Source organism: Halosolutus sp. YCN4 (assembly GCF_059736495.1).
The window spans coordinates 783,021-808,995 of the sequence record NZ_JCASSM010000003.1 but is presented as its reverse complement, the minus strand read 5'-3'; the positions used below and the strand labels follow the sequence as shown (position 1 = coordinate 808,995).

Below are 25,975 nucleotides of genomic sequence, written 5' to 3'. Positions count from 1 at the left end.
ATTCTACCGCCTCGCTTCTTCAAACTCTAATCTGAACAGCGCCAACAAACGACGGAACGCCCACACGTGGTGCCATTTCGTGTGTGGAAGACGCTCGCGTATGCCGGTTAAGTCCTCGAACATAATCACGTCGCAGTCGTATTCAACGGCTTCCGTGACGATCTCATTGGCGACCGTGTGGATGTACTGTTTCCGCTATGCTTCTTCACGCTTGCCGAGTCGAACCAGAGCGTTATGTGCGGCTTGCATCCCGCGCTGGTGCAACTCACCACGTCGCTTCTCGAACTCGCGACACCAGTGGTCGTACTCGTCACCGTGCCAGAAGTGCCCGGTCGAGGAGACAGCGAGACTGCTAACGCCGAGGTCGATACCGAGGACTGTCTGGTGCTCGGTATTTGCCGAACCCTTGGACGAATCGCTGTCACCATCGGAGTCATACTTCCGCGTGGTGATGTGGAAGCTCGTTGTCCACTGCGTCGTACTGGAGTGTGCTCGGGTGGAACTCAAACTCCTCAGACAGGACGTACTGTTCGTACGGTGTGGGGCTACTCGACGGAAGTTCGAACTCACACTCGATACGACCGTTGACGGTTGAAAGTGAGACGTTGTTCCGGTAGAACGTGGCGCTGCGTTTGTCGTAGACCGTACTCCATGATGTGAGCTCCGGTTGACTCACGCGCTTGCCCTGTTTCCGCCGTTCAACGCATCCTTTGGTCACTTGGACGGCGCGTCGGATGGCTTCTTGGACCCGGTTAGCGGTGAGGTCGGTTTCTGCGCGAAGTTCGTCGTAGAGCGCGTCCCGTGCGGTCGTGTTGGCCGTGATGCACTCAGTGTAGGAGTCATCGGACCAGCAGAATTTGGCGGCACGGTTGGCGCAGTAGAGGAACTACCGGGCGGATTCGTGGAGATCGTCGCGTCGGTCGTCCGGAACAACGAACTTGACGGGCGCGGTACGCCGGACTTCCATGTTTCAGATGTATCACTAACGGTTCTTAGGTATTTGGAAGCCGGGTAACCAACGTAGTGCGGTTAGTCTACACCATGTCGGTTTCCTCTTCGGCCTACTCGCTCACTGCGTTCGCTCCGTTAGGCTGGTGGCTCTACCTTGTGTTATGCTGAAGATGTAACTTCATGGCCGAGAACATCGATTTTTATCTTCTAGTATTGAGGTTCTCCGCCACGAGTGGTATGAAATATATAAAAAAATACATACTATACATCAAAATATTGGTATTTATGCAGATCGGAGTAAAAGTTCTCGAGACTACGGTAATGGTTTCATGCACGGAGCCCAATTCGGACGTATTGTGCCTTGTCTACCCTCGTCGTTCAACCATCCCGACTTATCTGTATCCCTGATTGTCTCGTGGCGCCATGTGCTACTCTATCGTCGATTCTCTCCCCCCATGAGCACCATTTGTACCCTCACGTATCCCAGTGTTGTCGTTTCTTTTGATCTATGCCACATCGTGCGACAAAAATAATTCACAAACTCTTTCCATACTGTATGTGGTATATTTGACTATTAAAACATCAACTTGAAATAAATTAGCCAGGCGCCAAATTCGGACGCTCCTCGTAACGGCGTTTGATGAATCTCGGTACGTCGACCGCAGATCGAGTCATCGAAAACGCGGAGAAACTGATCGACTCCTGAACTGCGGAGAACATGCATAACTCGTACCCGATCCTGTATTTCCGTCGAAAAAGGAGGCTCAAGAACACCCGTCCGGACACTGATCTTGTCTGGTATGCCGTTCTATCTCCGCACAAGCATACCCCGCTAGTTCTCTCACGAGGACTTCAGAGGGACAGACAGAAGGACATGGCACCGAATGGGGATCGCTTTACGAAACTAAGGCCCAAAACTCACAACGCAGGTATCTATAAATTATCGGATAGTGTTATTCACCGAGGAACTCCCGGACGCTGTCGAGAGAAACTGCCGGACGGAGACGCGCTGACCGTCAGTTCCAGTGTTTCTTCATCATCTATCGCCGAGGGATTGATGGCGGGTTGACACTGATTTCGGTACGTCTCTTGCAACGAGCCCCCCAAGCTCATAGCCCGGGTTCAATTCCCGGCCAGCGCACTCCAGACGCCTTCTCTCGACGGTTTTCTGGTCTTCCGCACGAGATCCGATCACGTCCCAAAAGGCTCGTAAGGCGGGTACCCGGACGGTATCGCTCCGCGATCATGCGGTTATAACGAGTCTCCGACATGGGTTCGCACGTTCTAGCGTCATAACTACCCAGGTGATATTGTTATCTGGGAGACGACTGGTGATAGATAAAAACTATTTTCTTTCATCTACTAATAAATGCACGCTAACATCTAGGGGTGTCGTAGATTCTGCGTAACAAAGGCGAGTAAGTCTCATTTCTCGAGTACTGTGGTTACCTCAGACAACCCCCAGACCCGTCGGCGAATACTCGCGGGTTCCGCCGCCGTCTCCGCAGGAACGATCCTCGCTGGCTGTTCCGGCTTGAACGATAACGGCGACGAGGAAGCAACGTCGTCCGAGGAAGAGCGGGCCGACCCCGATCGATTGTCGTTGCGAAAGCTGGGCCAAACGAACCTGTCGGAGGAGTCACCGCCCGAGGGCGGCTACTCGGACGCGGACATTCGAACCGACGGCCGGTACGCCGTCGTCGGAACCAAGTGGGGCGTACACGGCAGCTATCTCGTCGATCTCGAGGACCCGACCGACCCGGATCGCGTACATCATCACGGGAACGAAGACGAGGCGCCGAATCTGGACGTCAATTTCGACCATCGCGAGGGACTGTACCACCGAGCGATAGAGGAAGACTGGCCCAACAACTTCGAGATCGTCGACTACGGCTTCGAAGAGGGGACCCCGCGAGAGCCGACGGTCATCGGGACTGCCTCCGAGGGAACGTCACACAACGTGACGCCGCACCCGACCGAGTCGGTTCTCTACGCGGTGAACTACGACCTCGAAACGGATGGATTCGACGTGTACGACACCAGCGACCCGACGGATCCGCGTGACGTCGGTCAGCACGGCCCGGAAGGGGCCTGTCATCACGTCACGGTCGATCCGGATCGGGAACTGCTCTGCGTGTCGTTCCAGGGCGGCGCGTTCGTCGGAATCGTCATCTACGACGCGAGCGATCCGCGAGAGCCAGTCGAAATCGGCCGCTTCGACTATTCGGAGGAAAAATCGTACAGCGAGGCGGACGTCGGCGAGGAGGCGTTCGGAAGCGCCCACCGCAGCTACTTCGATCCACGGCGGGAGCTGCTCGTTGTCGGAGACGAACGCCTGTCGGGTACCCCCGGCGGCAAGCACGTCTTCGATATCGGGTGGGAGGATGGATCGCTCGAAAATCCCGTCCCGATCGGGTTTACCGTCTCGCCGAACGCTCGTCGAATGGCGGACGATTGGGCCAGCCGATTCAATTGGACCGGTCACCACTTCAACGTCGTCCCGTGGGGGGATGCGACACTCCTCGTCAGCGCCGACTGGCACGAAGGGGTCGTGGCGTACGATATTACCGACCCGACCGATCCACGGTCGATCGATCGGTATCCGACCGACGACGGCGCGAGCGAGGTCACACCCAACGACACCGTTGCCCGATTCGGGGAGCCACCGATGGCGTGGAAGGCGGCGTACAATGCCGACCGAGACCTCGTCGTCGCAAGCGACGTATTCACTGGTCTCTATACATTCGAACTCGGCGCGGCGTCGAATTGACTTCTCATCGGATTGTTGTCACGATTTTCGCACGTGTAACACAAACCCCCTTCCCACGCTCGTAGCCCGGATTCAATTCCAGGTCGGTGCACTGCTGGTAATCGATTCCCGAGCGGTGCCGACAGTATTCGTGTCCGTTCGTGATCGGGTCCGTTCCCCGAACCCGAAAATCGATCGTCCGGTCACTTTTTTCCCGTAGGGAGTGTCTATTAATCCGATCGACCCGTACGGACGGTCGATGCTCGACCTTCGGTTCTCGGAGGCGGAACTGGAACAGCAACGCGAACACATCACCGACTTCGTCCGCGAGCAGGTCGACGCCGCCGGCGCGTCGGGCGTCGTCCTCGGCCTCTCGGGCGGGATCGACAGCACGCTCGTGGGCACCCTCGCGGTCGACGCGCTCGGTGCCGAGAACGTCCACGGACTCGTCCTCCCCGGCGAGGTCAGCCGCGAGGCCAACATGAGCGACGCCGAACGGGTCGCCCGCGACCTCGAGATCGGGTACGACGTCATCGAGATCGACCCGATCGTCGACGCCGTGGTCGCCGCCTACCCCGAAGCGGAGGGCGATCACGAAGCGGTCGGGAACGCCCGCGCCCGCGTTCGGGCCGTCTTGAACTACCTCGTCGCCAACCACGAGAGCCGTCTCGTGCTGGGGACGGGCAACCGGAGCGAGGCCGCGGTCGGCTACTTCACCAAGTACGGCGACGGGGCCGTCGACTGCCACCCGATCGGGAACCTCTACAAGGGACAGGTCCGCCAGCTCGCCCGCCACCTGGGCGTTCCCGACGACCTCGTGGACAAGACCGCCACCGCGGAACTGTGGGCCGACCAGACCGACGAGGAGGAACTGGGCATCAGCTACGAGACGCTGGACTCGATCCTCGTGACCCACGTCGACGGCCCGCTATCGATCGCCGCGACCTGCCGATTGCTCGACGTCGACGAGGAGACGGTCGAGCGGGTCCGGCGGATGTACGACCGGAGCGAGCACAAGCGGCGGATTCCGCCAGCGCCCGATCCGTCGAACTGAATGGACGCGCTGGCGTCAGAGTCACTCCTCGCGCCACTCGTCTTCGAGGAGGCCGTACCAGTAGACGTCCCGGTACTCGCCGTCGATGAACTCGGCGTCGCGATGGACGCCGTCCCGGGTGAAGCCGATCGACTCGAGGAGTCGACGTGACGGCTCGTTGAACTCGAACACGCGCGCGGCGATCCGATGCAGCCGGAGCTGGTTGAATCCGTAGCTAACGACGAGCGCCGCCGCTTCGGTGCCGTACCCCTGGCCGTGGTGGTCGGGAGCGACCCAGTAGCCGATCTCCGCCGATCCGGTCTCCCGATCGATGGCGTGGAGCCCGATCGTCCCGACCGGCTCCGCGTCGACGGCGATCAGGAGGTTTACCCCGTCGTCCTCGCAGACGACGTTCTCGTAGAACTCCCGCTCCTGCTCCGCGGTGACGGGGTTCGATCGGCCGATCGCCCGCCAGATGCGCGGGTCGTTGATCTGGGTCTGCAGGAACTCGAGGTCCTCCGCTTCGATCGTTCGGAGCGCGATGTCGTCGCCGTCGAGAAACACTGGACCGGGCATAGCTCATCGATCCGAGCCGACGGAAAAGAATCGATCGGTGGTGTGTCACGGAATCACACGACACCGGCCGTCCGATCGCGCGACTCGCGTTCCCGTCGATCCCTCCAGGTCGGCGTCGTGTCGGTCGACGGTGTCGAGTGGCTACTCCAGCACGGCGTCGATGTCGTCCGCGTGGGCCGCCACGAGGTCGCCGAACACCTCGGCCTCGCGTCGCTCCTGCGTGGCTCGCTCGCGATCGTCCCGCAGGCGCCGTTTGAGCACCGCGAGCGCGTCGTGAGCGTTGTCGGCGATCTCCTCGGCGACCGATCGCGGGTCGTCCTCGACCCTGGAGATGAGCCCCATTCGCCGGGCTGCCTCGGCGTCGATCACCCGCCCCGACAGCGCGAACTCGAGTGCGTCGCCCTCGCCGATCACCCGCGGCAGGCGGACGGTGCCGCCCCACGCGCCGAACAGGCCGAAGGTGACGCCGGGTTCGCCGTACGTCGAGTCGGGCGTCCCCGCGCGGACGTCACAGGCCAGCGCCAGTTCGAGGCCGCCGCCGCGTGCGGGACCGTCGATCCCCGCCACGACGATCGACTCTGCGTCCTCGATCATCCGGGCGACGCGCTGGCCCAGCCTGGCGAACTCCGCGGCGCGGTCGCGATCGCCGTCGAGTTCGCCCACGACCTCGAGGTCGGCACCGGCACAGAACGCCGGGCCGCGCCCCCGGAGATAGATCACCGCTTCGTCCGCGTCCCCGATCGCCGCCTCGAGCGCCTCCAGCCCCGCGACCGTCAGCGCGTTGCGCGCGTCCGGCCGGTCGAGCGTGACGGTCCGGATCGATCTCCGGTCGTCAGTATCGATCGTTATCATATCCAGACCCTCTCTGGCACTTTCCAAAGGTCTTTGCGTGCTCCGTCGTAACCCCCCGGTAATGGACCAGGCCGACAGCTGTCGGCGTGCCGCCGCCGAGGCCGTCGCGGACGTCGAACCGCCCCGGTTGCACGATCGCATCGGCGCGGTGCTCGACAGTGCATCGATGCTCCCCGGGGTCCTCACCCTCGAAAGCGCCGCCGCGGTCGCTCCCGAGACGACCGGTGGGCTCGATCCGGCGCTCGATCACGGACACGACGGCGCCGTCGAACCCAACGCGACGTCCGGCGGCCCCGGCACCGATCCGTCCGACGACCCGACGGAGGCAGTTCTCACCCACGCCGCGGGCGTACAGCTCATCTACGAAGGCCTCCGGCTGACCCGATCGCTCTCTCACGACCCGCCGTGGACCGGCCCCGACGACGCCGCCGAGGACGGCGACCTGACGATCCTCGCCGCCGACATCCTCGTCGCCCGCGGATTCTACCTCCTCGCCCGGACCGACGCAGCCGGCAAGGCGGTCCGGACCGTCCAGGCGTTCGGCCGCGACCAGACGCGCCGCGCCGCCGCCGCTCGCGACGAGCAGGTCGCCGACGTGGCGTTCGGCCACGACGACCCCACGGACCCCGCGTCGATCGACGCCAACCTCGAACGCGACGTCCTCGAACTCGCCGTCCTCGCCGGCGCCGCCGCCGTCGACGAGACGCCCTCGACGCGGCTGCTCGGGATCGCCGATCGGCTGGCCGACACCGTCGGCACCTCGCTCCCCGCGGCCGACGACTGTCTCGCCCGCTTCGAGTCGCTCCCCGACCGCTCGATCGACGATCCGCCGACCGATCGGGCGACGTCCGCGACCGATCGGTGACGGGGTGGAATCGCCTGACACGGCACCGGTAGATGGAAAGCAATATAACCCGTGGCACCACTCCATCTGAATGTGGTGCCTGGGTAGCTTAGCGGTAAAGCGCGTCCTTGGTAAGGACGAGAGCCCGGGTTCAAATCCCGGCCTAGGCTCTCCCCGTTTTACTGACGATCGCACGGCCGAGCGATCGCCCAGAATCACTGCGCGACGAAATCTATAGCATCTGTCATCTAGGGCGGGAGCCCGTCCGGAACGTTGCCGATCGATCCGCACCCCTTGAACGGTGTCTCAGGCCCCGAACGGCCAGAAATCACCGATCCGCAGTCGAACGTCGCCGAAGTTGGCAATAGTTGCAGGTTATATTAGACGTCGGCTAATATTACTGTAATATAGAAAACATTATTCGGATTCGACGGCGTCGTTCTGTCATGGACGCAGACGATCGGACGTTCGAGACGCTCGCCGTCACGGCCGGCGAGGAACCGTTCCGGACCGGAAGCGAGGCGGGCGACGCCGTCTCGCCGCTCCATCTCGCTTCGACCTTCGCGCTCCCGGGGCTCGACACCGAGATGAGCCTCGAAGACGTCGACCCCGACGCGGGGGAGTTCGTCTACTCGCGGCTCTCGAACCCGACCCGGCACGCCCTCGAGACGCGACTGGCCGCACTCGAGGGCGGCGAGTACGCGATGGCGTTCTCGTCGGGAACCGCGGCGATCTTCACGGCGATCCTCTCGGTCGTCGAACCCGGCGATCACCTCGTTGCCTTCGACGATCTCTACGCCGGCACGCGTCGGATGCTGGAGGACCTCTTCGCGGCGCGTCTGGACGTCGACGTGACGTTCGTGGACGCGACCGACACCGCAGCGGTCGAACAGGCGGTGACCGAGGAAACGGCGTTCGTCTGGATGGAGACGCCGACGAACCCCCGACTCGACCTCTGTGACATCGCGGCGATCGCCGAGATCGCCGATCGCGCGGATGCCACCTTCGGCGTCGACAACACGTTCGCGAGTTCGTATTTCCAGCGCCCGCTCGAACTGGGTGCGGACGTCGTCGCCCACAGCACGACGAAGTACCTCAACGGCCACTCGGACTCGGTCGGCGGGGCGGTCGTCACCAGCGACGACGCGCTCGCCGACGAGTTGCAGTTCCTCCAGCAGGTCGGCGTCGGCGATATGCTCGCGCCGTTCGACAGCTACCTCGTGCTTCGCGGGCTGAAGACCCTCCACATGCGGATGCGCCAGCACGAACGCAACGCCATGGCGATCGCGGAGTTCCTCGAGGGCCACGAGAAGGTCTCCGACGTCTACTACCCCGGTCTCGAGAGCCACCCACAGCACGACCTCGCCCGCGAGCAGATGGACGGCTTCGGCGGCATCCTCTCGTTCGAACTCGAGGGGGAGATCGACGACGCCGTGGCGTTCCTTGAGACGCTCGAGGAGTTCACCCTCGCGGTGTCGGTCGGCGGCGTCGAGAGCCTGATCGAACTCCCGGCCGGGATGACCCACGAACCGCTCCCGAAGGCGGAACGCGAGGAACTGGGGATCACCGATACGCTGGTTCGCGTCTCCGCCGGCGTCGAGGGAACCGCCGATCTGCTCGCCGACCTCGAACGCGGGTTCGACGCGATCGAGCGGCGCTCGGCGGCGGTCGCGGACGACGATTGAGCCGATCGAGCCGACAGCGACCTCTCCGACGCGAACGACGTGTCGATCAACGAGATCGGCACCTCCGATCGACGCGGGGGCACGATCGCGGGGCCCCACGGATCTTCGGCTCGGCTCGATTGAGTCGACGCTCGCGATCGGCCGGGATCGGGAAACGGATCGATCGGCCCCAGAGCAGTAGGTCGGCGGCACAGTGGCGGCCGAGCGACGATCGACCGGCGATGGAGGTCCGCGAGTCTCCGTCCGGTCGCCGGTCAGCTGCGGGCCGCAGCGTCGACGATGCCGGCGGTCTGTCCGAGTCCGACGAGCGCGAATCCGGCGAGGGCGATCGGGTCGCCGACGCCGGCCAGCCACCAGGCGAGGTAACACCCGGCACCGAGCGTCGACAACAGGGCGGCCCCGGTGTAGCGCACCCGTGCGGCGGGGAGTTCGCGGGCGGTGTACGCCAGTCCGGCGGCCGGGAGGAGCATCCAGCCGACGAGGCTGACGGCGAGTGCCGGATCGGCGGCCTCGAGAAAGCCGACGATGCCGGTCAGCGTGATCCCGAACCCGACGACCATGACGGCCCGCCAGCCGGCCAGCGCACCCGTGGCCATCGCCGACCAGCCGGTGACGACGAACCCCGCGATGAAGGCGGCCATCACCAGGTGGGCGACGAAGATCGCATCGTCGCCGACGAGGTCCAGATGCGCGCCCGTGGCGACGAGCCAGGCAAGCGGTACGAGAACGACCGGTCCTCGCTCGCGAATTCGACGGAGCATTACCGATCGGTACAGGGGAGTGACACAAGAGCGTGGCTGTTCCAGTAGGTGATGGGGACCGTCATCCGGTGCCGGAAATCGAGGAGTCACCACTAAGGAGTGTTATCGGGTACCACTAGCCGTGATGATCGGCAATCACCGCACCGTCGACCGACGTCACGGGATCGCTCGTCGGAATCGCGTGCTGTCCGCCCGCGATCGGCGCCGCGGCGATCGGAGGTGACGGCGATGGCGACCGACTCTCGCACGTCGACACGCGACGACGACCCGGCGGCGCGCCGTCCGATGTCGATCGACGAGATCCGCGACTCGTACGCGGCGTGTGCCGACTGGGCCGCCCGATTCGACTGGCTCGAACGGCGTCTCACCGGCCGATACCGGCGCGAACTCTTCGGGAAGGCGACGAGTCGGGTGCTCGACGTCGCCTGCGGCACGGGACCGAACTTCGAGTACTTGCCGGACTCCGCCGACCTCGTCGGGATCGACGTCAGCCCCGAGATGCTGGCGAAGGCGCGGGATCGGCTCGATCGACTCCCGATCGACGGGACGCTCCGGGAGATGGACGCGCAGGACCTCGCCTTCGACGACGACAGCTTCGACACCGTCATCTCGTCGCTGTCGACCTGCACGTTCCCCGACCCCGTGGCCGCACTCGAGGAGATGGACCGGGTCTGCCGGCCCGGCGGACGGATCCTCCTGTTCGAACACGGCCGGAGCGACTTCGGCCCGATCGCGCGGTTTCAGGACTGGCGGGCCGACGCCCACTACTCGCAGGCGGGGTGTCGGTGGAATCAGGAACCGCTGGAACTCCTCGTCGAGGCCGACCTGCCGGTTCGCGAGGTCCGCAACCGGGCGCTGGGAATCGTGACGCTCGTCGAGGCCCGGCCGTCGCGCGACTCGGTGCGCGAGGCCGTTCGTGCACACGTTCTCGACCGGGACGAATAGGCGCGTCGCCGCCGGTGCCGACCGACGGCCGCTTCCGGGATCGGCCGTTCAGAGCCGTCCGAGTCGCACCTCGTCGTCCGTGATTCGATCGACGCTGTCGCTATCGAGTGCGTATGTCTCCTGGTCGGCCTCGCCCCAGCCGAGTTTGGACTTGATCGTGTCCGTCATCCCCGGGTCGGGTTTGACGTGGGCCGTTCCGCGTTCGACGTCGTGGACGACGCCGATTTCGTCTCCCTGTGCGTTGACGACTCGTTTCCCCTCATCGTCGGCTGTGAAGTTTGCGCTCACAGGGACGTCTTGCCGACCCATCGAGTAATAGCCGCCGCCGGCTACTGCAGGGGCCGATCGGCCACCCGATCGCCCCGTGCTCACTCGAGGACGTCCCTGACGACGGCCAGTTCGTGGCTCTCGTGGATCCGATCGACGGCCCAGTCGTCGGTGACGGCCACGGTCTCCGCGAGCACGTCCCGGATCGCGGGCCAGCGTCCGTCGGGGTCTCCCTCCGGCTTCGCGTACCGTTCGACGTAGAAGTCGTCGAACAGCGCCTCGACCGTCGACGTGTCGGGTCCGCGCCGATCGAGCGCGGTCGTCCAGCGATCGCGGCGGTCCTCGCGATCGAGGTAACACGCGGCGACGAGCGCCTCCAGCGCCCGTTCGAGGGCGTCGGCCACGTCGTCGAGGGCCCGGTCCCGATCGTCTCCGTCGACGGGAACGGCCTCGAGACGTTGCGCGGCTCCGCCGGCGGCCGCGTCGGTCGCACCGCGATCCCGATCGACCGCCAGTTGCCGCGCGAGCGTCAGCGCCCAGGCGAGGCGGGCGACCGCGGCCTCGGTCCCCCGGCCGGGATCGGGGATCGGGATCGGGCGCGAGTACTGGCCGTCGAGCACCCTGGCGGTCTCGGTCGTCTCCGAGAAGATCGTCTTCTGGAGGTAAAACGACGCGAACGGGTGGTTGCAGACGGCGTAGACGAACGCGATCTCGCGCCCCTCCCGATCGGTCAGCGGGACGTTCACCAGCTTTTCCGTCCCCACGAGCGCGCCGATCGGATCGAGCCACGCCCGGAGGCGCGACCCCCGGAGTACCTTCAGCATCACCCGCGGGACGGCGTAGCGCTCGATCGCGTCGGCGTACTCGCTCAGGTCCGCGTATCGCACCCTCTGCAGGTGGTAGGGACCGACCCACGGGACCTTCTCGACGTAGGGATCGGAACCCGCCTCCAGGGTCGCCTTCTCGTCGTCCGGGACGTAGAGCTGGCGCGTCGTCTCCGCCGTCGCCATCACCTCGCCCAGCCGCCGATCGGCGGCGAGGATCCGATCGAGTACCGCGCGCTGGTCGTCGGTAACCGGCCGGAAGACGATCGTTCCCGCGTCCGTCACGTACCGCCGCGGAACCCGGCCGAGAGAGACTGGCTCGTTCGCCGTCGGCCGACGAAGATCACGGCTCCGGTGGATCGTCGGCCCGATCGAGCCACTGGATCCGGCGCGATCGCCTTCCGCGGGATCGCCGTCGGCACGCGTCGCGACGAACGCGATCGTCTCGAAGGTCACGCCGGCGAACCCGAGCCCGACGTCGAGGACGTGCTCGAGCGTCGTCTCCGCGAGGAGCCGTTCGCGGACGTCGCTCCAGGAGCCGTAGAACGCGAGGCCCTTGGGGACCACGGCCGCGACGGTCCCCGTCTCGCCCGCGAGTTCGAGCATCCGTTCGACGAACCACTCGCAGGTGTCGCTCGCGCCCTGGCACGCGTAGGTCCCGCTGTGCTTCAGCAACGGCTCGGCTTCGGGCTCGAGTTCGGCCCCGTACGGCGGATTGGAGACGACGACGTCGAACCCGCCGGACTCGAAGACCGAGGGGAACTCCAGGGGCCAGTGGCAGGCGTCGAGTCCGCCCGGGGCGAAATCCGTACCCGCGTACTCGCGTTCGACGCCGATCGACCACGCGTCCCGATCGCCGACCCGATCGGCAAGGAGGTCGAACAGATCGCCGATGTCGTCCGGTTCGAGTGCCGGCTCCGCGAACGGCCGTTCGAGACGCGCCCGGTACGTGTAGGTCGTGAACCCGACCGCGTTCAGCGCCGCGTCGAGGTCGTCCGGAATCCCCGCCGGGACCTCGACGCAGAGGGTCGTCGTGGCGGCCGCCCCGGTCCGGAGACTCTCCCACGCCGCGCGGGCGGTGTCGACGCGGTCCTCGAACCGGAGCGGCGATCCCGTCTCCGGGTCGCACTGGGACGCTGCGTACCGTTCGTCCAGTTCGGTCCGCACTGCGTCGTACCGCTCCTTCAGCGCCCGCCGACTCACGCCCTCCCCGTCGGGCGCTGTTTCGGTGTCCCCGTCGGGCACCGGTTCAGTGACGATCCCGGGGTCGGTGACCCCGAGCAGGCTGTTCCCCGATCGGATCCCGATCTCGCGCGTCGACAGCGGTGGGGGCGTCGATCGGTCCGCGGGCGGCGTCGCGGCGAGCACCCAGCACCGGAGTCGGCGCCTGCAGCGGGCCGCGACGTCGTCGCGCAGGTCGACGCCGAAGACGGTGTCGGCGACGATTTCGCGCCGGAGCGTGGCCGCGTCGACGCTCGGGCGACACATCGATCGCCACTCGAAGAGGACGTTCGCGACGGCGAGGACGAACGACCCGCTACCGACGGCCGGGTCACAGACCGTCAGGTCGCGGAGCGTCGCGTCCACGTAGGCGAGGACGTCCTCGTCGTACCCGTGGGACTCGTAGAGCGCGTCGAACCCGTCCCGCTGGCCATCGACTTCGGGGCCTCGATCGCGCGCTGGACGGTACAGCGGCGTCGACTCGAGGGGATCCGGTGCCGTCCCCGCCGCGAGGTCCTCGTCGATCGCCGCCCGGAGCGCTCCCCAGCAGGCGCGTCGCGCCACGAAGTCGGCGATCCGATCGTCGGTGTAGTACGCGCCCAGTTCGTCGGTTCCGTCGGCAGGGGTCCCCGATCGGGCCGCGTCGGCCTCGTCGACCCGATCGGCGTCGCGACCTCGGCCGGCGAATCGCTCGCCGCAGTCGCCGAGTACCGCCGGCGTGACCGTCCCCGTCGCGGGCCGATCGGGTTCGGGGACGGACGCGTGGCCGGCGGCCCAGGGGCCGTCGCTCAGTCCCCAGTCGTATGACGCGAGGCGATCGAGCAGCCGGTCCCAGTCGAAGCCGTCGACGCGGACGGTCGACTCGCCGGCGGTGGGTCCACGGCCCGCCGATCGGTCGTCCTGGCGGCCGAGAAACGGCACGCGGAGCCGGCAGGACCCGGTCATCTGCAGGTGCGCCCGATCGGGGGCGTGAAGCGTCTCGACGATCGCCCGCAGGGCCGCCGGGACGTCGTCGCGCTCGCGAACGATCGTCCGCAGGACCCGTTCCGGCCCCTCCGGGGTGGATTCGCCGTCGTCGGCGATCGGGACCACGACGCCGCCCGCGACGAGAACGTAACAGTAGAGCAGTCGATCGAGCAGGCGCTGGGCCGCGAGCCGTCGCTCCCGCTCCGTGGCGTCGTCCGCGTCGCCGATCGTCAGCGCCCGCGCGAGCCCCACTCGCGCGTCCCGGAGGTCGTCGGCGATCCGATCGACGACGTCGCTGTGGTCGAACAGCGCGTCGACGGCCTCCGCGGCTCGGTCGAGTCGGCCCCGTCGGGACGACGGATCGGTCGCCGGATCGTACTCGAACTGGGCGGGACGCCCGGCGGTTCGAATCGCCCGGACGCGATCGGTCGCCGGGTCGAAAAACCAGCAGTACTGGAGCCGCGTCCGACGGCCCACGCCGCGCGCGATGCGTGCGGACGCCTCCCGCGGGAGTGCGGCCAGCGGGACCTCGAAGTAGCCGAGACGAACGGGGCCGTCGACGCTCGCGGTGTACCTGACGCTGTGGCCCGCGGCGTACGCCGTCTCCCGTTCGCACGGCTCGGAGAGGTAGCCGGCAGCCTCGAGGAACCCGTATCCGTACGCGGCCCCGGCCCGGTCCGAGTCGACGACCGACTTGCCTCGATCACCGCTCGCGGGCGTCGCGTCGAGCCGCGACGGCAGCGCCTCGCCAGGGGCATCGCGTCCGTCCCGATCCATGCGACGCTCTCTCCGACGCCGCGCTCCCTAATCGTTTGCCCCTCGCCGGCCGAGGACGGTTCGATCGGCGCGAGGGGTTCGAGACGGCGGGAACCCCGTCAGGTCACGTACAGCGAGTACGCGATCACCAGGAAGCCGGCGAGCATCAGGAGACTCTCGAACAGGATCCCGAGGTACAGCGAGATGTTCAGCAGTTCGTACACCACGCCTGCGAGAACGAACCCCAGGGTGACGAGCCCGAACCCGACAGCGAGCATCCCGAGCGCCCGCTGTTTCGTCCGTCGGTAGGCCTTGTACGCGAAGAACGTGATCGCGCCGCCGACGAGCAACACGAGCGTCTTGACGACTGCGAGGGCGATCGCCATCGTCATTCCGCTGCCGTGCAGGCTCATCTCTTCGTACGTTCGAGATGAGAGACCGGGGCCAAGTAGTTTGCCGTTTCGACGGGTGACGCCCGCCAACCGGTCGACGCCCGCGTACTGGTTGCTCGCGGCCTGGCGAAGCTTTTCGGTTCCGCGGCTCCGACCACCGGCCATGACCCGACTGGTCGAACTCGACGCGGCCGGACCGCGAAAGCTGACGCCCGAGGATCTCGACGACGAGAAAGGCGACGTCGCGGTCTGCCAGTGCGGACTCTCCGATTCGTTCCCGTTCTGTGACGGCAGCCACCGGCGGACGGCCGACGAGGACGCCGACGAGACGTACGTCTACGAGGACGGCGAGCGGCGGGTGGTCGATCGCGTCGTCACCGACGACGAGTCGGCCTGACGGCGGCCCGGGGTCGCTCGTCCCCGTCAGATCGATCGCGAGGAGTTCATCACGACGATCACGCTGCTGCCCGCCATCGCGACGGCGGCGAACAGCGGGTTCAGCAGGCCCGTGATCGCCAGCGGAATCGCGATCGCGTTGTAGGCGAACGCCCACGCGAGGTTCTGTCGGATCCTACGGTGCGTGCCGGCGGCGACCGAGAACGTCTCCGCGACGGCCCCGAGGTCGTCGCCGACGATCACCGCGTCCGCGGCCTCGGTCGCGAGTTTCGTCCCGCTGCCCATCGCGATGCCGACGTCCGCCGCCGCGAGCGCGGGCGCGTCGTTGCTCCCGTCGCCGACCATCGCGACGGTTCCCCGCGAGCGGAGTCGCCGGACCGTCTCCGCCTTCGCTTCCGGTGGGACGCCGGCGAAGACCTCGTCGACCGCGTCGACGTCTCGGAACCGATCGGCCGCCGCGCCCTCGTCGCCCGTGAGGACGACGATCTCACGGCCCGCCGAGAGCGTCTCGACGGCCTCGCGCCACGCCTCGCGGGGTGCGTCGCCGACGACGATCACGCCGCGGGCGCGCCCGTCCCAGCCGACGACGACCGGCACGTCGCCGCTCGATCGCGCGCGTTCGATCGCGGGTTCGAGCGTTTCCGGGACGACGTGGCCCCGCTCCCGGAGGTAGTCGGGGTGGCCGACAACGACGCGGTCGCCCTCGCTGGTCCCGGACCCGTCTTCGACGATCGCGCTGACGCCGCGACTGTCGCGCTCGAACGTGTCGACGGCCGCGCTCACCGGCCGATCGGCGTCGGCGTCGTCGCCGCCTGCGGCCCCATCAGCGCCCTCGCCCTCGTCGTCACCCTCCGTCGTCCCGGCCGCCTCGGCGATCGCGGCGCCGATCGGGTGCTCGGAAAGGGCTTCGACCGCACCGGCTCGGGCGAGGAGCGCGTCGGGGTCGACGCCCGCGTCGGGGTCGATGCGGACGTCCGCGACGGTCATCGACCCGGTCGTGAGCGTACCCGTCTTGTCGAGGACGACGACGTCGACGTCGGGGGCGTCCTCGAAGATCGACTCGGCGGCGACGACGATCCGGCGCTTCGCGGCCGACTGGACGCCCGAGGCGATCGCGAGCGGGGTCGCGAGTCCGAGCGCGCACGGACAGGAGACGATGACGACGGTCAGGCCGACGAGCAGTGCAGTCGAGGGCGCCGATCCGGTGGCGAGCAAGAATGCGGTCACGCCCGTCGCGATGGCGAGCACGAGCGGGACGAAGATCGTCGCGAGTTTGTCCGCGAGCCGTTGGACGCCGGGTCGGGCGCTCTGGATCGACCACAGCAGGGAGACGAGGTGATCGAGGGTGCTCTCGGCGTCCTCGCCGACCGCGACGACGATCGGGGCGTCAGTGACGACGGTTCCACCTCTGACCGCGTCGCCGGGTTCTTTCTCGACCGGGAGCGATTCGCCGGTGACGAGCGATTCGTCGATCGCCGCCGTCCCCTCGGCGATGTCGCCGTCGAGCGGGATCCGTTCGCCGGGTCGGACGAGGAGCCGATCGCCGGGGTCGATTTCCGAGCGCGGGACGGTCTCGCCGTTCGCCAGGCGCGCCTCGTCGACCTGCTGTTCGGTCAGGTCCGAGAGGAGTCCCGTCGCCTTGCGTTTGATGCGATCCTCGTAGTAGTTGCCGGCGGTGACCGCGAGGATGATCGCGACGCTGACGTCGAAGTACAGGTCCGTCCGGCCGAGCCCCATCGCGAGCGTACTGTAGGCGTAGGAGCCGACGGCAGCGACGGCGATCAGCAGGTCCATGTTCGGCATGCCGGCCCGGACGCTCACGTACGCGCCCCGGAGGATCGGGTAGCCGGTGTAGAAGAGGACGAACGACGTCATGAGCCAGATGTTCGCGGCCACGTAGTAGCCGTCGTAGCTCCCGAAGTCGGCGATCGGCTCGTAGCCGAAGTAGGTCGGGTACAGAAAGAGCGCGTACCAGATCATCACCATCATCCCGAACATCCCGCCGCCGACGAGGAACTTCACGAGCGCGGCGTCGCGGGGCTCCTCGTCGCGGCTCTCGGTCCGATCGTGGGCGTCGTAGCCGTAGCCGGAGACGACCTCGGGGAGGTCCGCGGGATCGATCTCGTCGGGATCGTACGTCACCCGAACCGTGTCCGTGGCGTAACTCGCCGCCGCGCCCTGGACGCCCTCGGCGTTCGTCGCTCGCGTCTCGAGAAACGCCTCGCAGGTCGCACAGTGCATGCCGTCGACGGCGAGGAAGGCGTCCTCGCCCTCGAGGTCGTCCAGGTCGGGCGACTCGTCGTCGACCCGATCGCGGACGGCGTCGGCCGAGACGTCGTCGACCGCGCCGAGCGTGCGCTGGACCTCGAGACAGCCCTGACAGCAGAACGCGCCGTCTACGTCCGGCGCGGTGTAGGGGTCGGCCGGCGTCGGAAACGAGCAGAGGGTACACTCGTCGGCGGCCGCTTCGGAGTCGGCGACGGCGTCGCCACTCTGTGCGTCGGTGCCGTCGGCGAGCGCGTCGCCGTCGAGTCGATCGTTCGAGTAGCTCATCGGGTGGGAAACGGGGTTACAGCGGCTGGTAGAACGGCACGGGTGGGTGCGGGAGGTGGATGCCGTAGAGCATCAGCCCGTGCTGGAGCGGGAGGTAGCCAAGCAGGAGGAAGGCCGCGCCGAGTCCCCGGTGGAGCCGAATCCGGTTCGCCGTCCCGATCGAGGTCAGCACCGTACCGTACAGGAACAGCGTCGGGATCGTACCGATGCCGAGGACGGCCAGCGAGAGCGCCCCGCGGAGCGGATCGCCGAGCGCGAACGCGTAGAGGTACGCGGGGTAGATGATCGGACACGGCAACAGGCCGTGAACCGCGCCGAGACCGACGATGCCGGGCGACCCGGCGAGTCGATCGACCCGGCTCGCGAGCAGGCCCGAGAGCCACCCGAAGACGGTGCCGACGACGGGCAGGCCGTGCGGGACACCCGCCTGGCCCCGCAGGTAGTAGAGGCCGCTGGCGATGATCGCGATCCCGACGAGGATGCCCATCGTCCCCCGGACGGTGTCGCCGACGGCCGCGACGGTGTCGGCGGACGTGAACGCCAGCCCGCCGAGCAGGCCGAACAGACCGCCGATGGCCGCGTAACTCGCCGCCCGGCCGAGGTTGAAGAGGCCGTGCTGGCGGACCTCGAACAGGGTCAGCGTGTCCTCGTGCGCTCTCCCGGTCCGGCCGCCGTCGGGCTTGGCTTTGCCCATCCGATCGGCGTAGGTCGTCACGAGCGGCCCGCACATCCCGAGACAGTGCGCTCCCGCGAGCAGGCCGACGAGCAGGAACACCAGCAGGTCGGCGTGTTCGGCGGTTCCGGTCGTCGCGTGATCGTGCGTCGCAACGAGCGTTCCGAAAACGACCGCCTCGTACCCGGTCATGTGGAATTACGACGCGTCGGTCGATTCGTGACCGTGGTGGGCGTCGGGGACGGGTTCGAACGCGACGTAGAGCGCGGTGACGATGATGAGGACGTTGATTCCGGAGACGACGCCCGCCGAGAGGGAGCTCCCGAGCCCGTACCACGTGACCGGCAAGAGCGCCAGCAAGCCGACGATGAGTGCAGTCCGCGGTGAGAGATCCTCGAGTACCATACTGGACCGTTACCAGATCCAGCGTATAATAATGACCCCCGTTCCTACGGGCTGGGAATTGATCCATTGATTAAGGAGTGACTTTCCCAATACGGGCATATGAGTCAGGTAACGGAAGAACGGGACGGAGTACGCACTCCGGAAGAGACGCGTGAGATCGGCCACGACGAGTACGATCCGGTCGGGACGCTCGTCCTGATCGGGCTGTACTTCCTGATCCTGGTCGCCCTGTGGTTCTTCATGTACTTCGTCGAATTCCTCGGAAACGATCCGACGGTCGTCGGAACGGTGATGGGGGGACTATGAACATTCACACGTACGAGAAAGTCTGGCTGGTCGCGGCGCTGCTCCTGATCGTCGGGTTCATCGCGACGATCACCTACGGCTCGGTCGGGCTCGGTATCGCGATGATCGACGACAGCGAGGAGACGATCGAGCCGAGCGAACTCAGCGAGGACGAGCGCTTCAGCGAACCGCGCGTCGAGCAGGTCGGCGAGAACGAGTACGAGGCGTACGTCGTCGCCCGGACGTTCATCTTCCAGCCCGATCCGATCGAGATCCCGGCCGGAAGCGAGGTGACGTTCTACGTGACGAGTCCGGACGTGATCCACGGCTTCAGCGTCGTCGGGACGAACGTCAACACGATGGTCATTCCCGGCGAGGTGTCGACGATGACGGCCGAGTTCGACGAGGCCGGGGAGTACGGGATCGTCTGTAACGAGTACTGTGGCTCCGGCCACCACACCATGGAAGGACAGATCACCGTCGTTCCCGAGGACGAGTTCGACATGACCGAACTGTCGGTCGAAGCGCCGGACGAAGTCGAATCCGGCAACGAAACCGAGTTCGAGGTGACGGTCGAGAACGGCCAGCTCGAGGACCTCGAGACGACGGTCGCGCTCGAAATCGGCAACGAAACGTTCGAAGAGGACGTGACGGTCGGCGGCGACGACAGCGAGACGGTGACGCTCACGGTCGACGCGGCCGATCTCGGCGAGGGCGACCACGACTGGACGGTCACCGTCGACGACTACGAGGAAACCGGGACCCTGAGCGTGGTCGACCCGGACGCCGAGAACGGTGACGGAGGTGACGGCGATGAGTAACGCGTACATCGACGACTTCCCCGCGGAAGCGAAGCTCATCCGTGCGGCGTTCTACAGTTCGTTCCTCGCGCTGGCGCTCGGGGGACTGTTCGGGATCATCCAGACGCTCCACCGGACCAACGTCTATCGGTTCATCGACTCGGTGGACTACTACACCGTCCTCACGGCCCACGGCGTCTTCCTCGTGATTTCGTTTACGATCTTCTTCCTCGTCGGGATCTTCACCTGGGCGGTGACGACCAGCCTCGATCGGGGTCTCGAAGACCTCCGATTTAGCTGGGGCTGGTACTCGCTGATGGCGATCGGGATAACGATGTCAGGCGTTGCGATCCTGGCCGGCTTCACCGACGCGATCGATATGAGTGCATCGGTCCTGTTCACGTTCTACGCGCCGTTGCAGGCCCACCCGATGTTCTACCTCGGCCTCGTGCTGTTCGTCGTCGGGTCGTGGCTCGCGGGCGTCGACTGGTTCCGCTCCTGGTGGGCCTGGAAGCAGGAGAACCCCGACGAGCGGATCCCGCTGCCGACGTTCATGGCGCTGACGACGATGCTGATGTGGTACCTCGCCACGCTGGGCGTCGCCGCGGCAATCTTGCTGTTCTTGCTCCCGTGGTCGCTCGGCCTGATCGAGACCGTCAACCCGCTGCTGACCAGGACGCTGTTCTGGTTCTTCGGCCACCCGGTCGTCTACTTCTGGCTGATGCCGGCGTACATGCTGTGGTACATCATGCTGCCGAAGGTCTCCGGCGGCAAACTGTTCAGCGACCCGCTGGCCCGCGTCGTGTTCGTGCTGTTCCTGGTGCTGTCGGTGCCGACGGGCATCCACCACCAGTACCTCGATCCCGGAATCGCTGAAGGGTTCAAGTTCATCGCGATGACGAACACGATGTTCCTCCTCCTGCCGAGCCTGCTGACGGCGTTTACCGTCGTCGCCAGCATGGAACACGGCGCCCGCCAGCGCGGCGGCGAGGGCTACCTCGGCTGGTTGAAAGCACTCCCGTGGCGCGATCCCGTCTTCACCGGGATGGCGCTCGCCGGCCTGATGTTCGCCGCCGCCGGCTTCTCCGGGATGATCAACGCCGGGATGAACATCAACTACCTCATCCACAACACGTTCTGGGTCGTCGGCCACTTCCACCTCACCGTCGGTACCGCCGTCGCGCTGACGTTCATGGCCGCCACCTACTGGTTCCTCCCGCAGGTGACCGGCAAGGCGCTGTGGAACCGATCGGTCGGCCTCGCACAGGTCGTGATCTGGTTCCTCGGGATGACGTTCATGTCCAACGCGATGCACCGGGCCGGCCTGCTCAGCGTGCCGCGCCGGACCGCCGAACCCCAGTACGAGGGCGTCACGTTCGACGCCGCCGTCGGGAGCGTCGGCGAACTCGACGCCCAGATCGCGCTCGGCGGCACCCTGCTGTTCCTCTCGCTCGTGCTGTTCTTCGCGAACGTGATCGGCACGGCGTTCAACGGCCGGAGCGACGACCTCCCGGCGAACGAGTACGCCGGCACGCTCTCCGGCCCCGAGGACTCGCCGCTGGTCCTCGACAACCTGAAACTCTGGACCGCGATCGCGATCGTGCTCGTGGTCTTCGCGTACACGTTCCCGCTGCTGAGCATCATCGAGCGCGGCGGACTGTTCGGTCCCGACATCACTCCGTTCCCGGCCAGCGTCGAGTCGCTGACGCTGTACGCGGCGGCGGTCGAACGCTCGGCCGCGACTGCACTCGCATCGGCCGGTGATCTCGTACACTCGACCCTCCCCGGGGTGATCCGATAATGCGGATCTCGAAGGGCGGACTCCTCGTCGTGCTCGCGCTGCTCGCCCCGTTCCTGGTCGAACTCCGGACGGTGCTCGCCTGGGTCAATATCCAACTGAGCGTGGGCCAGACGGCCCTGGTCGGCCTCGTCATCGTGAGCGCGATCCTCGTCTGGGCGTTCCTGCCCGAAGACGAGAACGGTAACGCCGAGGGCGACGCGCCCGCTCGCGACCTCACGAACGGCGACTGATCAGTCGTCCGCGGGCGACGCGCCGGATCCGCCCCGCTCACCGGTCCGTTCTGCTGGCTGAATCGCCGATTGCCACGTCATAATTCCCATCGCGAGCACCAGCAGCAGTTCCCAGCGGAACGCGGGGTCTCCGAGCGCCGCCGGACCACGCGATCGGTCCCTCGCGGACAGAAAACCAGCACGATCGCGTCGTTTTCGCCGAAACCCTGGTGCGTCTCACCAGGTCTCGATCCGCCCCTCCCGGACGTCCTCCGCACACCCCTCGCAGTCGGGGTGGCCCGCCTCGTAACAGGCCGGCCGGTACTCGTCGTCCAGCATCGCCGCTCGCCGTTCGGCGTAGCGCCGACAGACGATCTTCGTCCGTCCCTCCTCGTCCGACGGCAACTCGCGGGCGTTTCTCGCCACCCGGTAGGCCTCTCGCGCCTCGTCGAGTTGTGCGTCGGTCGACGTGCGTAGCTCCTCGTACTGCTCGCCCGCCTCCTGAAGTTTCGATCGCAGGAACCGCTCGAGTCGGCGACGATCCGCCATTGGGATCGTGTTGGGTCGCCGATCACATAGTCCCGTCGCCGACGCCGCGAGTCGATCGAGTCACCGGTCGTCGTAGACGACGTCGCCGTCGACCAGCGTCAGCGCCACGTCGATCGCGTCGATCCGATCGGGCCGCTCCCACGGCGACGCCTCGAGGACGACCAGGTCGGCCCGGTTCCCGGCCTCGACCGTCCCCAGGCGGTCCTCGTCGAAGCCGGCGTAGGCCGCACCCCACGTGTAGGCCCGGAGCGCCTCATTGACCGACAGCCGCTGGGCGTCGACGGGCGCGTTCACCGCGTGGTGGATCCCGAGCAGCGGATCGAGCGGCATGCAGTCCGATCCGAACGCGAGCGGGACGTCCAAGTCGAGGGCGCGCTGGAGCCGGTTCGTCCGTTTCCGCCGCTCGACGCCGAGGCGCTGGTCGTAGAGGCCGCCTTCCTGCGCCCAGCGGTGGAAGTTCGGCTGCATCGACGCCACGATGCCGGCCTCGGCCATCCGTTCGAACTGGTCGTCGGTCGCCAGTTCCGCGTGCTCGATCCGGTGGCGGGCCTCGGCGGGATTGCCGGTGGTCTCAAGCGCCGACAGCGTCTCCTCGATCGCCTCGTCGCCGATCGCGTGCACGGAAAGCTGGAAGTCGCTGTCGTCGGCCCGGTCGACGAGCGCCGAGAGGGCCTCGGGATCGACGACCCACTGGCCGCGGGTGCCGTCCGCGTCGCCGTCGCCCGTCGCGGTCCCGTCGCTGTCATCCTCCTCGTCGGCCCCGACGTAGGGTGTGCTCAGCTTCGCCGTCTCGCTCCCGATGCTCCCGTCGGAGAAGGACTTGATCGCGCCCGTCTGGACGAGCGCGTCCGCAGTCCCACCCTCGGTGTCTGTCGCCAGTCCAACCTCCGCGAGGGCCTCGAGGTGGTCGCTCCAGTAGTCGATCCGAACGCGCAGGGGCAGATCGCCCGCGGCGGCCAGGTCCCGATACACGCGCGGGGCCGTCGAGCCCCGGACCTTGTCGTGGACGCCGGTGACGCCCAGGGAGACTGCGTGGTCCGCCGCGGCCGTGAGCACCTCCCGCATCTCGGATCGATCGGCCGTGATCTCGCGCCGAACGGCCTCGGCGGCGTCCTCAACGGCGACGCCGGTCGGTTCGCCGTCCGCGGTCCGGAGGTCGGCGGCCGGCATCTCGTCCCGGAGCCGCTCGAGCGCAACCGAGTTCAGCGAGGCGGTGTGCAGGTCGACCCGCATGGCGACGACCGGCCGCTCCTCGCTCACCCGATCGAGGTCGTCGCGGGTGAGGGAGCGGGACTCGTCCCACTCGCTCTCGTCGTAGCCGAACCCGAGGACCCACTCCCGATCGGGGTCGGTTGCCGCCTGCTCGACCAGTAGATCGAGGCTCTCCGAGCGGCTCTCCGCGGCCGAGAGGTCCGCGTGCACGAGGTGCTGGCCCAGTTGCTCGAGGTGGGTGTGGGCGTCGATGAAGCCCGGCAGGACGACCCGTCCCTCGCAGTCGATGCGATCGGTCTCGACCCCCTCGAGGAACGCGATCTCGTACGTGTCGCCCACGCGGACGATTTCGCCGTCCCGGATCGCGACGGCCTCGTGGGTCCGATCGGGGTCCGTCAGGGTGTGCACCTCCGCGTTCGTCAGCAGGAGATCCGCAGCCGCGGTCATGCGAGAGTGCGCGCGTGCGAGGAGCAAAACAGTTGGGTTCGATCCGCGTGCTCCACTTGACCGGAAGGCCATACTCCCGTCTCGTTCGTGCCCGTGGCGGGGACGGTTCGTACGTGGTGATCGTCACGGCGGCCCCGGAATTGATAGATTCATGGTGGGTGATGACATACTGTTGACCATCCCGCAATGGCGAGCAGAGACGACGTGATCAGAGTTCTCGCGTCCTGTGTCGAGTGTGGCTCGGTCTACGCCGCGCGGCAGTGGCCCGACGGATCGATCAAGCTTATCGGACAGGAGGGGTGCAGTTGCGGGTCGACCGCGTTCGCCGTTCTCGACGACGCCGACGACTCCGATTCGACACCGACGTCGGACGCCGAGTGATCGTTCAGGTATCGTCGAGCGAGCGACTGGCGGTCCTCGCCATCGCCGGACCGCGTCCCCGGTACCCGTCCGGTACGTAGCCCTCGCCGGCACCCGGGCGTCGCGAGCGGTCGAGGCACACCTCGATCACGACCGCCACCGTCCCGGGACGGATCAGCAACTGTTAGGACCCGTGACCGTCTTGGCCAACCCATGACAGACCCGCAGGACCTCGCCGATCGGGTCCGCGAGGGTGACCTCCGGATCCACGAACTCGAGGCGCACGCCGACGCAGACGTCGCAACCGAGGCTCGACGGCTGTTCGTCGAACGGGAGACCGACACCGACCTCGACGCGATCGGCGACTACGGCTTCCCCGCCGAGGCCGCGGAGTCGGCGATCGAGAACATGATCGGCGCGGCCCAGGTACCGATGGGCGTCGTCGGGCCCGTCCAGATCGACGGCGGCGCGGCCGACGGCGAGCACTACCTGCCGCTCGCGACGACGGAGGGCGCGTTGCTCGCGTCGGTCAACCGCGGCCTCTCGGTGATCCGCTCGGCCGGGAGTGCGGACGCTCGCGTCACGAAGAACGGCATGACCCGCGCACCGGTGTTCCGGGTCGACGGCGTTGCTGAGGCCGCCGAAACCGTCGAGTGGGTCGACGATAACACCGGAGCGCTCAGGGCGGCCGCCGAGTCCACCACGAGCCACGGCGAACTGCTCGGCGTCGAACCGTACGTCGTCGGCGACTCCGTCTACCTGCGCTTCGCCTACGACACCAAGGACGCGATGGGGATGAACATGGCCACGATCGCGACCGAGGCGGCCTGCGAGGTCGTCGCGGACGAAACCCCGGCCTCGCTGGTCGCGCTCTCGGGCAACCTCTGTTCGGACAAGAAACCCGCCGCGATCAACGCCGTCGAGGGACGGGGCCGCTCCGTGACGGCGGACGTCGTGATCCCCGGCGAGGTCGTCGCGGACCGACTCCACACCACGCCCGAGGCGATCGTCGAGGCCAACACCCGCAAGAACCTCGTCGGGAGCGCCAAGGCGGGCAGTCTGGGGTTCAACGCGCACGCCGCGAACGTGGTCGGCGCGGCCTTCCTCGCGACCGGACAGGACGAGGCCCAGGTCGTCGAGGGTGCGAACGCGATCACGACGATGGACACCCGCGAGGCGGCCCCGTCGTCTCGTTCTGACGAGGACGGGACGACCGACCTCTACGCCAGCGTCTCGCTGGCCTCGCTCGAGGTCGGGACCGTGGGCGGCGGGACGAAACTCCCCACCCAGTCGGAGGCCCTCGACGTGCTGGGGCTCCGCGGGGGCGGCGATCCCCCGGGCTCGAACGCCGACGCGCTCGCCGAGATCATCGCCGTCGGCGCACTGGCCGGGGAACTCTCCCTGCTGGCCGCGCTCGCGTCGAATCACCTCGCGAGCGCACACGAGGATCTCGGGCGGTAATC

General features: G+C 66.9%; 23 protein-coding genes, 1 tRNA gene and 1 pseudogene. 13 read left to right on the top strand and 12 right to left on the bottom strand.

Going from position 1 to position 25,975, the window contains the following annotated elements; translation table 11 throughout:
* Positions 1-45 precede the first annotated feature (45 nt).
* Positions 46-967 (bottom strand): annotated as a pseudogene (locus tag AC6I6X_RS14620) (nuclease/transposase family protein); the annotation flags it as partial.
* Positions 968-2,485: 1,518 nt separating this feature from the next.
* On the opposite strand from AC6I6X_RS14620, the gene AC6I6X_RS14615 reads away from it, so the two are divergent.
* Together AC6I6X_RS14615 and AC6I6X_RS14610 are read left to right on the top strand one after the other, a co-directional pair.
* Complete coding sequence (locus tag AC6I6X_RS14615) at positions 2,486-3,721, top strand: LVIVD repeat-containing protein (RefSeq protein WP_497931260.1); 1,236 nt, start codon at positions 2,486-2,488, stop codon at positions 3,719-3,721.
* Positions 3,722-3,959: 238 nt separating this feature from the next.
* The gene (locus AC6I6X_RS14610; RefSeq protein ID WP_497931259.1) at positions 3,960-4,754 is read left to right on the top strand and encodes an NAD+ synthase; all 795 of its coding nucleotides are present in this window, start codon (positions 3,960-3,962) and stop codon (positions 4,752-4,754) included.
* Between the two features lie 21 nt (positions 4,755-4,775).
* On the opposite strand, the gene AC6I6X_RS14605 is transcribed toward AC6I6X_RS14610, so the two are convergent.
* Both AC6I6X_RS14605 and AC6I6X_RS14600 read right to left on the bottom strand, forming a co-directional pair.
* Positions 4,776-5,309, bottom strand: coding sequence for a GNAT family N-acetyltransferase (locus AC6I6X_RS14605; RefSeq protein ID WP_497931258.1), 534 nt, complete (start codon positions 5,307-5,309; stop codon positions 4,776-4,778).
* Positions 5,310-5,450: 141 nt separating this feature from the next.
* Entirely contained in the window at positions 5,451-6,161 is a 711-nt protein-coding gene (locus AC6I6X_RS14600) for an enoyl-CoA hydratase/isomerase family protein (protein WP_497931257.1), read from the bottom strand.
* A gap of 61 nt (positions 6,162-6,222) precedes the next feature.
* On the opposite strand from AC6I6X_RS14600, the gene AC6I6X_RS14595 reads away from it, so the two are divergent.
* From AC6I6X_RS14595 to AC6I6X_RS14585, 3 genes are all read left to right on the top strand, one after another.
* The gene (locus AC6I6X_RS14595; RefSeq protein ID WP_497931256.1) at positions 6,223-7,026 is read left to right on the top strand and encodes a DUF7114 family protein; all 804 of its coding nucleotides are present in this window, start codon (positions 6,223-6,225) and stop codon (positions 7,024-7,026) included.
* Between the two features lie 77 nt (positions 7,027-7,103).
* A tRNA-Thr gene (locus AC6I6X_RS14590) sits at positions 7,104-7,175 on the top strand.
* A gap of 276 nt (positions 7,176-7,451) precedes the next feature.
* Entirely contained in the window at positions 7,452-8,690 is a 1,239-nt protein-coding gene (locus tag AC6I6X_RS14585) for a trans-sulfuration enzyme family protein (protein ID WP_497931255.1), read from the top strand.
* A 254-nt stretch (positions 8,691-8,944) separates the two neighbouring features.
* On the opposite strand, the gene AC6I6X_RS14580 is transcribed toward AC6I6X_RS14585, so the two are convergent.
* Entirely contained in the window at positions 8,945-9,451 is a 507-nt protein-coding gene (locus tag AC6I6X_RS14580) for a hypothetical protein (RefSeq protein WP_497931254.1), read from the bottom strand.
* 228 nt (positions 9,452-9,679) lie between these two features.
* Here AC6I6X_RS14580 and AC6I6X_RS14575 point away from each other — a divergent pair, with 228 nt between their 5' ends.
* Positions 9,680-10,396 carry a class I SAM-dependent methyltransferase gene (locus AC6I6X_RS14575; RefSeq protein WP_497931253.1) on the top strand — a complete coding sequence of 239 codons (717 nt, stop codon included), beginning with the start codon at positions 9,680-9,682 and terminating at the stop codon, positions 10,394-10,396.
* 48 nt (positions 10,397-10,444) lie between these two features.
* Here AC6I6X_RS14575 and AC6I6X_RS14570 read toward each other — a convergent pair whose 3' ends face one another.
* The 3 genes from AC6I6X_RS14570 to AC6I6X_RS14560 all read right to left on the bottom strand — a co-directional run bounded on the left by AC6I6X_RS14570 (position 10,445) and on the right by AC6I6X_RS14560 (position 14,843).
* Positions 10,445-10,684: a DUF8593 domain-containing protein gene (locus tag AC6I6X_RS14570; RefSeq protein ID WP_497931251.1), complete on the bottom strand. Its 240-nt coding sequence runs from the start codon at positions 10,682-10,684 to the stop codon at positions 10,445-10,447.
* Positions 10,685-10,764: 80 nt separating this feature from the next.
* Positions 10,765-14,451, bottom strand: coding sequence for an Eco57I restriction-modification methylase domain-containing protein (locus AC6I6X_RS14565; RefSeq protein ID WP_497931250.1), 3,687 nt, complete (start codon positions 14,449-14,451; stop codon positions 10,765-10,767).
* A gap of 98 nt (positions 14,452-14,549) precedes the next feature.
* Entirely contained in the window at positions 14,550-14,843 is a 294-nt protein-coding gene (locus tag AC6I6X_RS14560) for a DUF7521 family protein (protein WP_497931299.1), read from the bottom strand.
* A 142-nt stretch (positions 14,844-14,985) separates the two neighbouring features.
* Here AC6I6X_RS14560 and AC6I6X_RS14555 point away from each other — a divergent pair, with 142 nt between their 5' ends.
* Complete coding sequence (locus AC6I6X_RS14555) at positions 14,986-15,219, top strand: CDGSH iron-sulfur domain-containing protein (RefSeq protein ID WP_497931249.1); 234 nt, start codon at positions 14,986-14,988, stop codon at positions 15,217-15,219.
* Positions 15,220-15,245: 26 nt separating this feature from the next.
* Here the strand turns inward: AC6I6X_RS14555 and AC6I6X_RS14550 are convergent, their stop codons facing one another.
* From AC6I6X_RS14550 to AC6I6X_RS14540, 3 genes are read right to left on the bottom strand one after another with little or no spacing between them, the layout of a single operon-like run.
* On the bottom strand, positions 15,246-17,771 hold the full coding sequence (locus tag AC6I6X_RS14550) for a heavy metal translocating P-type ATPase (RefSeq protein ID WP_497931248.1): 2,526 nt from the start codon (positions 17,769-17,771) through the stop codon (positions 15,246-15,248).
* A 16-nt stretch (positions 17,772-17,787) separates the two neighbouring features.
* Complete coding sequence (locus AC6I6X_RS14545) at positions 17,788-18,636, bottom strand: sulfite exporter TauE/SafE family protein (protein WP_497931247.1); 849 nt, start codon at positions 18,634-18,636, stop codon at positions 17,788-17,790.
* 6 nt (positions 18,637-18,642) lie between these two features.
* A complete protein-coding gene (locus AC6I6X_RS14540) occupies positions 18,643-18,849 on the bottom strand; it encodes a DUF8131 family protein (RefSeq protein ID WP_497931246.1) in 207 nt (68 codons plus the stop codon).
* A gap of 99 nt (positions 18,850-18,948) precedes the next feature.
* Between AC6I6X_RS14540 and AC6I6X_RS14535 the strand changes: the two genes are divergently transcribed.
* Genes AC6I6X_RS14535 through AC6I6X_RS14520 form a run of 4 tightly spaced genes read left to right on the top strand, consistent with a single transcriptional unit; the run spans position 18,949 to position 21,965 of the window.
* The gene (locus AC6I6X_RS14535) at positions 18,949-19,155 is read left to right on the top strand and encodes a hypothetical protein (protein WP_497931245.1); all 207 of its coding nucleotides are present in this window, start codon (positions 18,949-18,951) and stop codon (positions 19,153-19,155) included.
* Positions 19,152-19,955, top strand: a complete 804-nt coding sequence (locus AC6I6X_RS14530) for a cytochrome c oxidase subunit II (protein ID WP_497931244.1) — start codon at positions 19,152-19,154, stop codon at positions 19,953-19,955. The genes AC6I6X_RS14535 and AC6I6X_RS14530 overlap by 4 nt, the downstream gene beginning before the upstream one ends.
* A complete protein-coding gene (locus AC6I6X_RS14525) occupies positions 19,948-21,735 on the top strand; it encodes a b(o/a)3-type cytochrome-c oxidase subunit 1 (RefSeq protein WP_497931243.1) in 1,788 nt (595 codons plus the stop codon). The genes AC6I6X_RS14530 and AC6I6X_RS14525 overlap by 8 nt, the downstream gene beginning before the upstream one ends.
* On the top strand, positions 21,735-21,965 hold the full coding sequence (locus AC6I6X_RS14520) for a CbaC protein (protein ID WP_497931242.1): 231 nt from the start codon (positions 21,735-21,737) through the stop codon (positions 21,963-21,965). The genes AC6I6X_RS14525 and AC6I6X_RS14520 overlap by 1 nt, the downstream gene beginning before the upstream one ends.
* A gap of 216 nt (positions 21,966-22,181) precedes the next feature.
* On the opposite strand, the gene AC6I6X_RS14515 is transcribed toward AC6I6X_RS14520, so the two are convergent.
* Both AC6I6X_RS14515 and AC6I6X_RS14510 read right to left on the bottom strand, forming a co-directional pair.
* Entirely contained in the window at positions 22,182-22,493 is a 312-nt protein-coding gene (locus AC6I6X_RS14515; RefSeq protein ID WP_497931241.1) for a DUF7091 family protein, read from the bottom strand.
* A gap of 60 nt (positions 22,494-22,553) precedes the next feature.
* On the bottom strand, positions 22,554-24,152 hold the full coding sequence (locus AC6I6X_RS14510) for an amidohydrolase (protein WP_497931240.1): 1,599 nt from the start codon (positions 24,150-24,152) through the stop codon (positions 22,554-22,556).
* Between the two features lie 186 nt (positions 24,153-24,338).
* On the opposite strand from AC6I6X_RS14510, the gene AC6I6X_RS14505 reads away from it, so the two are divergent.
* On the top strand, positions 24,339-24,533 hold the full coding sequence (locus AC6I6X_RS14505; protein WP_497931239.1) for a hypothetical protein: 195 nt from the start codon (positions 24,339-24,341) through the stop codon (positions 24,531-24,533).
* A gap of 192 nt (positions 24,534-24,725) precedes the next feature.
* Positions 24,726-25,973: a hydroxymethylglutaryl-CoA reductase (NADPH) gene (hmgA, locus tag AC6I6X_RS14500; RefSeq protein WP_497931238.1), complete on the top strand. Its 1,248-nt coding sequence runs from the start codon at positions 24,726-24,728 to the stop codon at positions 25,971-25,973.
* Positions 25,974-25,975 lie beyond the last annotated feature (2 nt).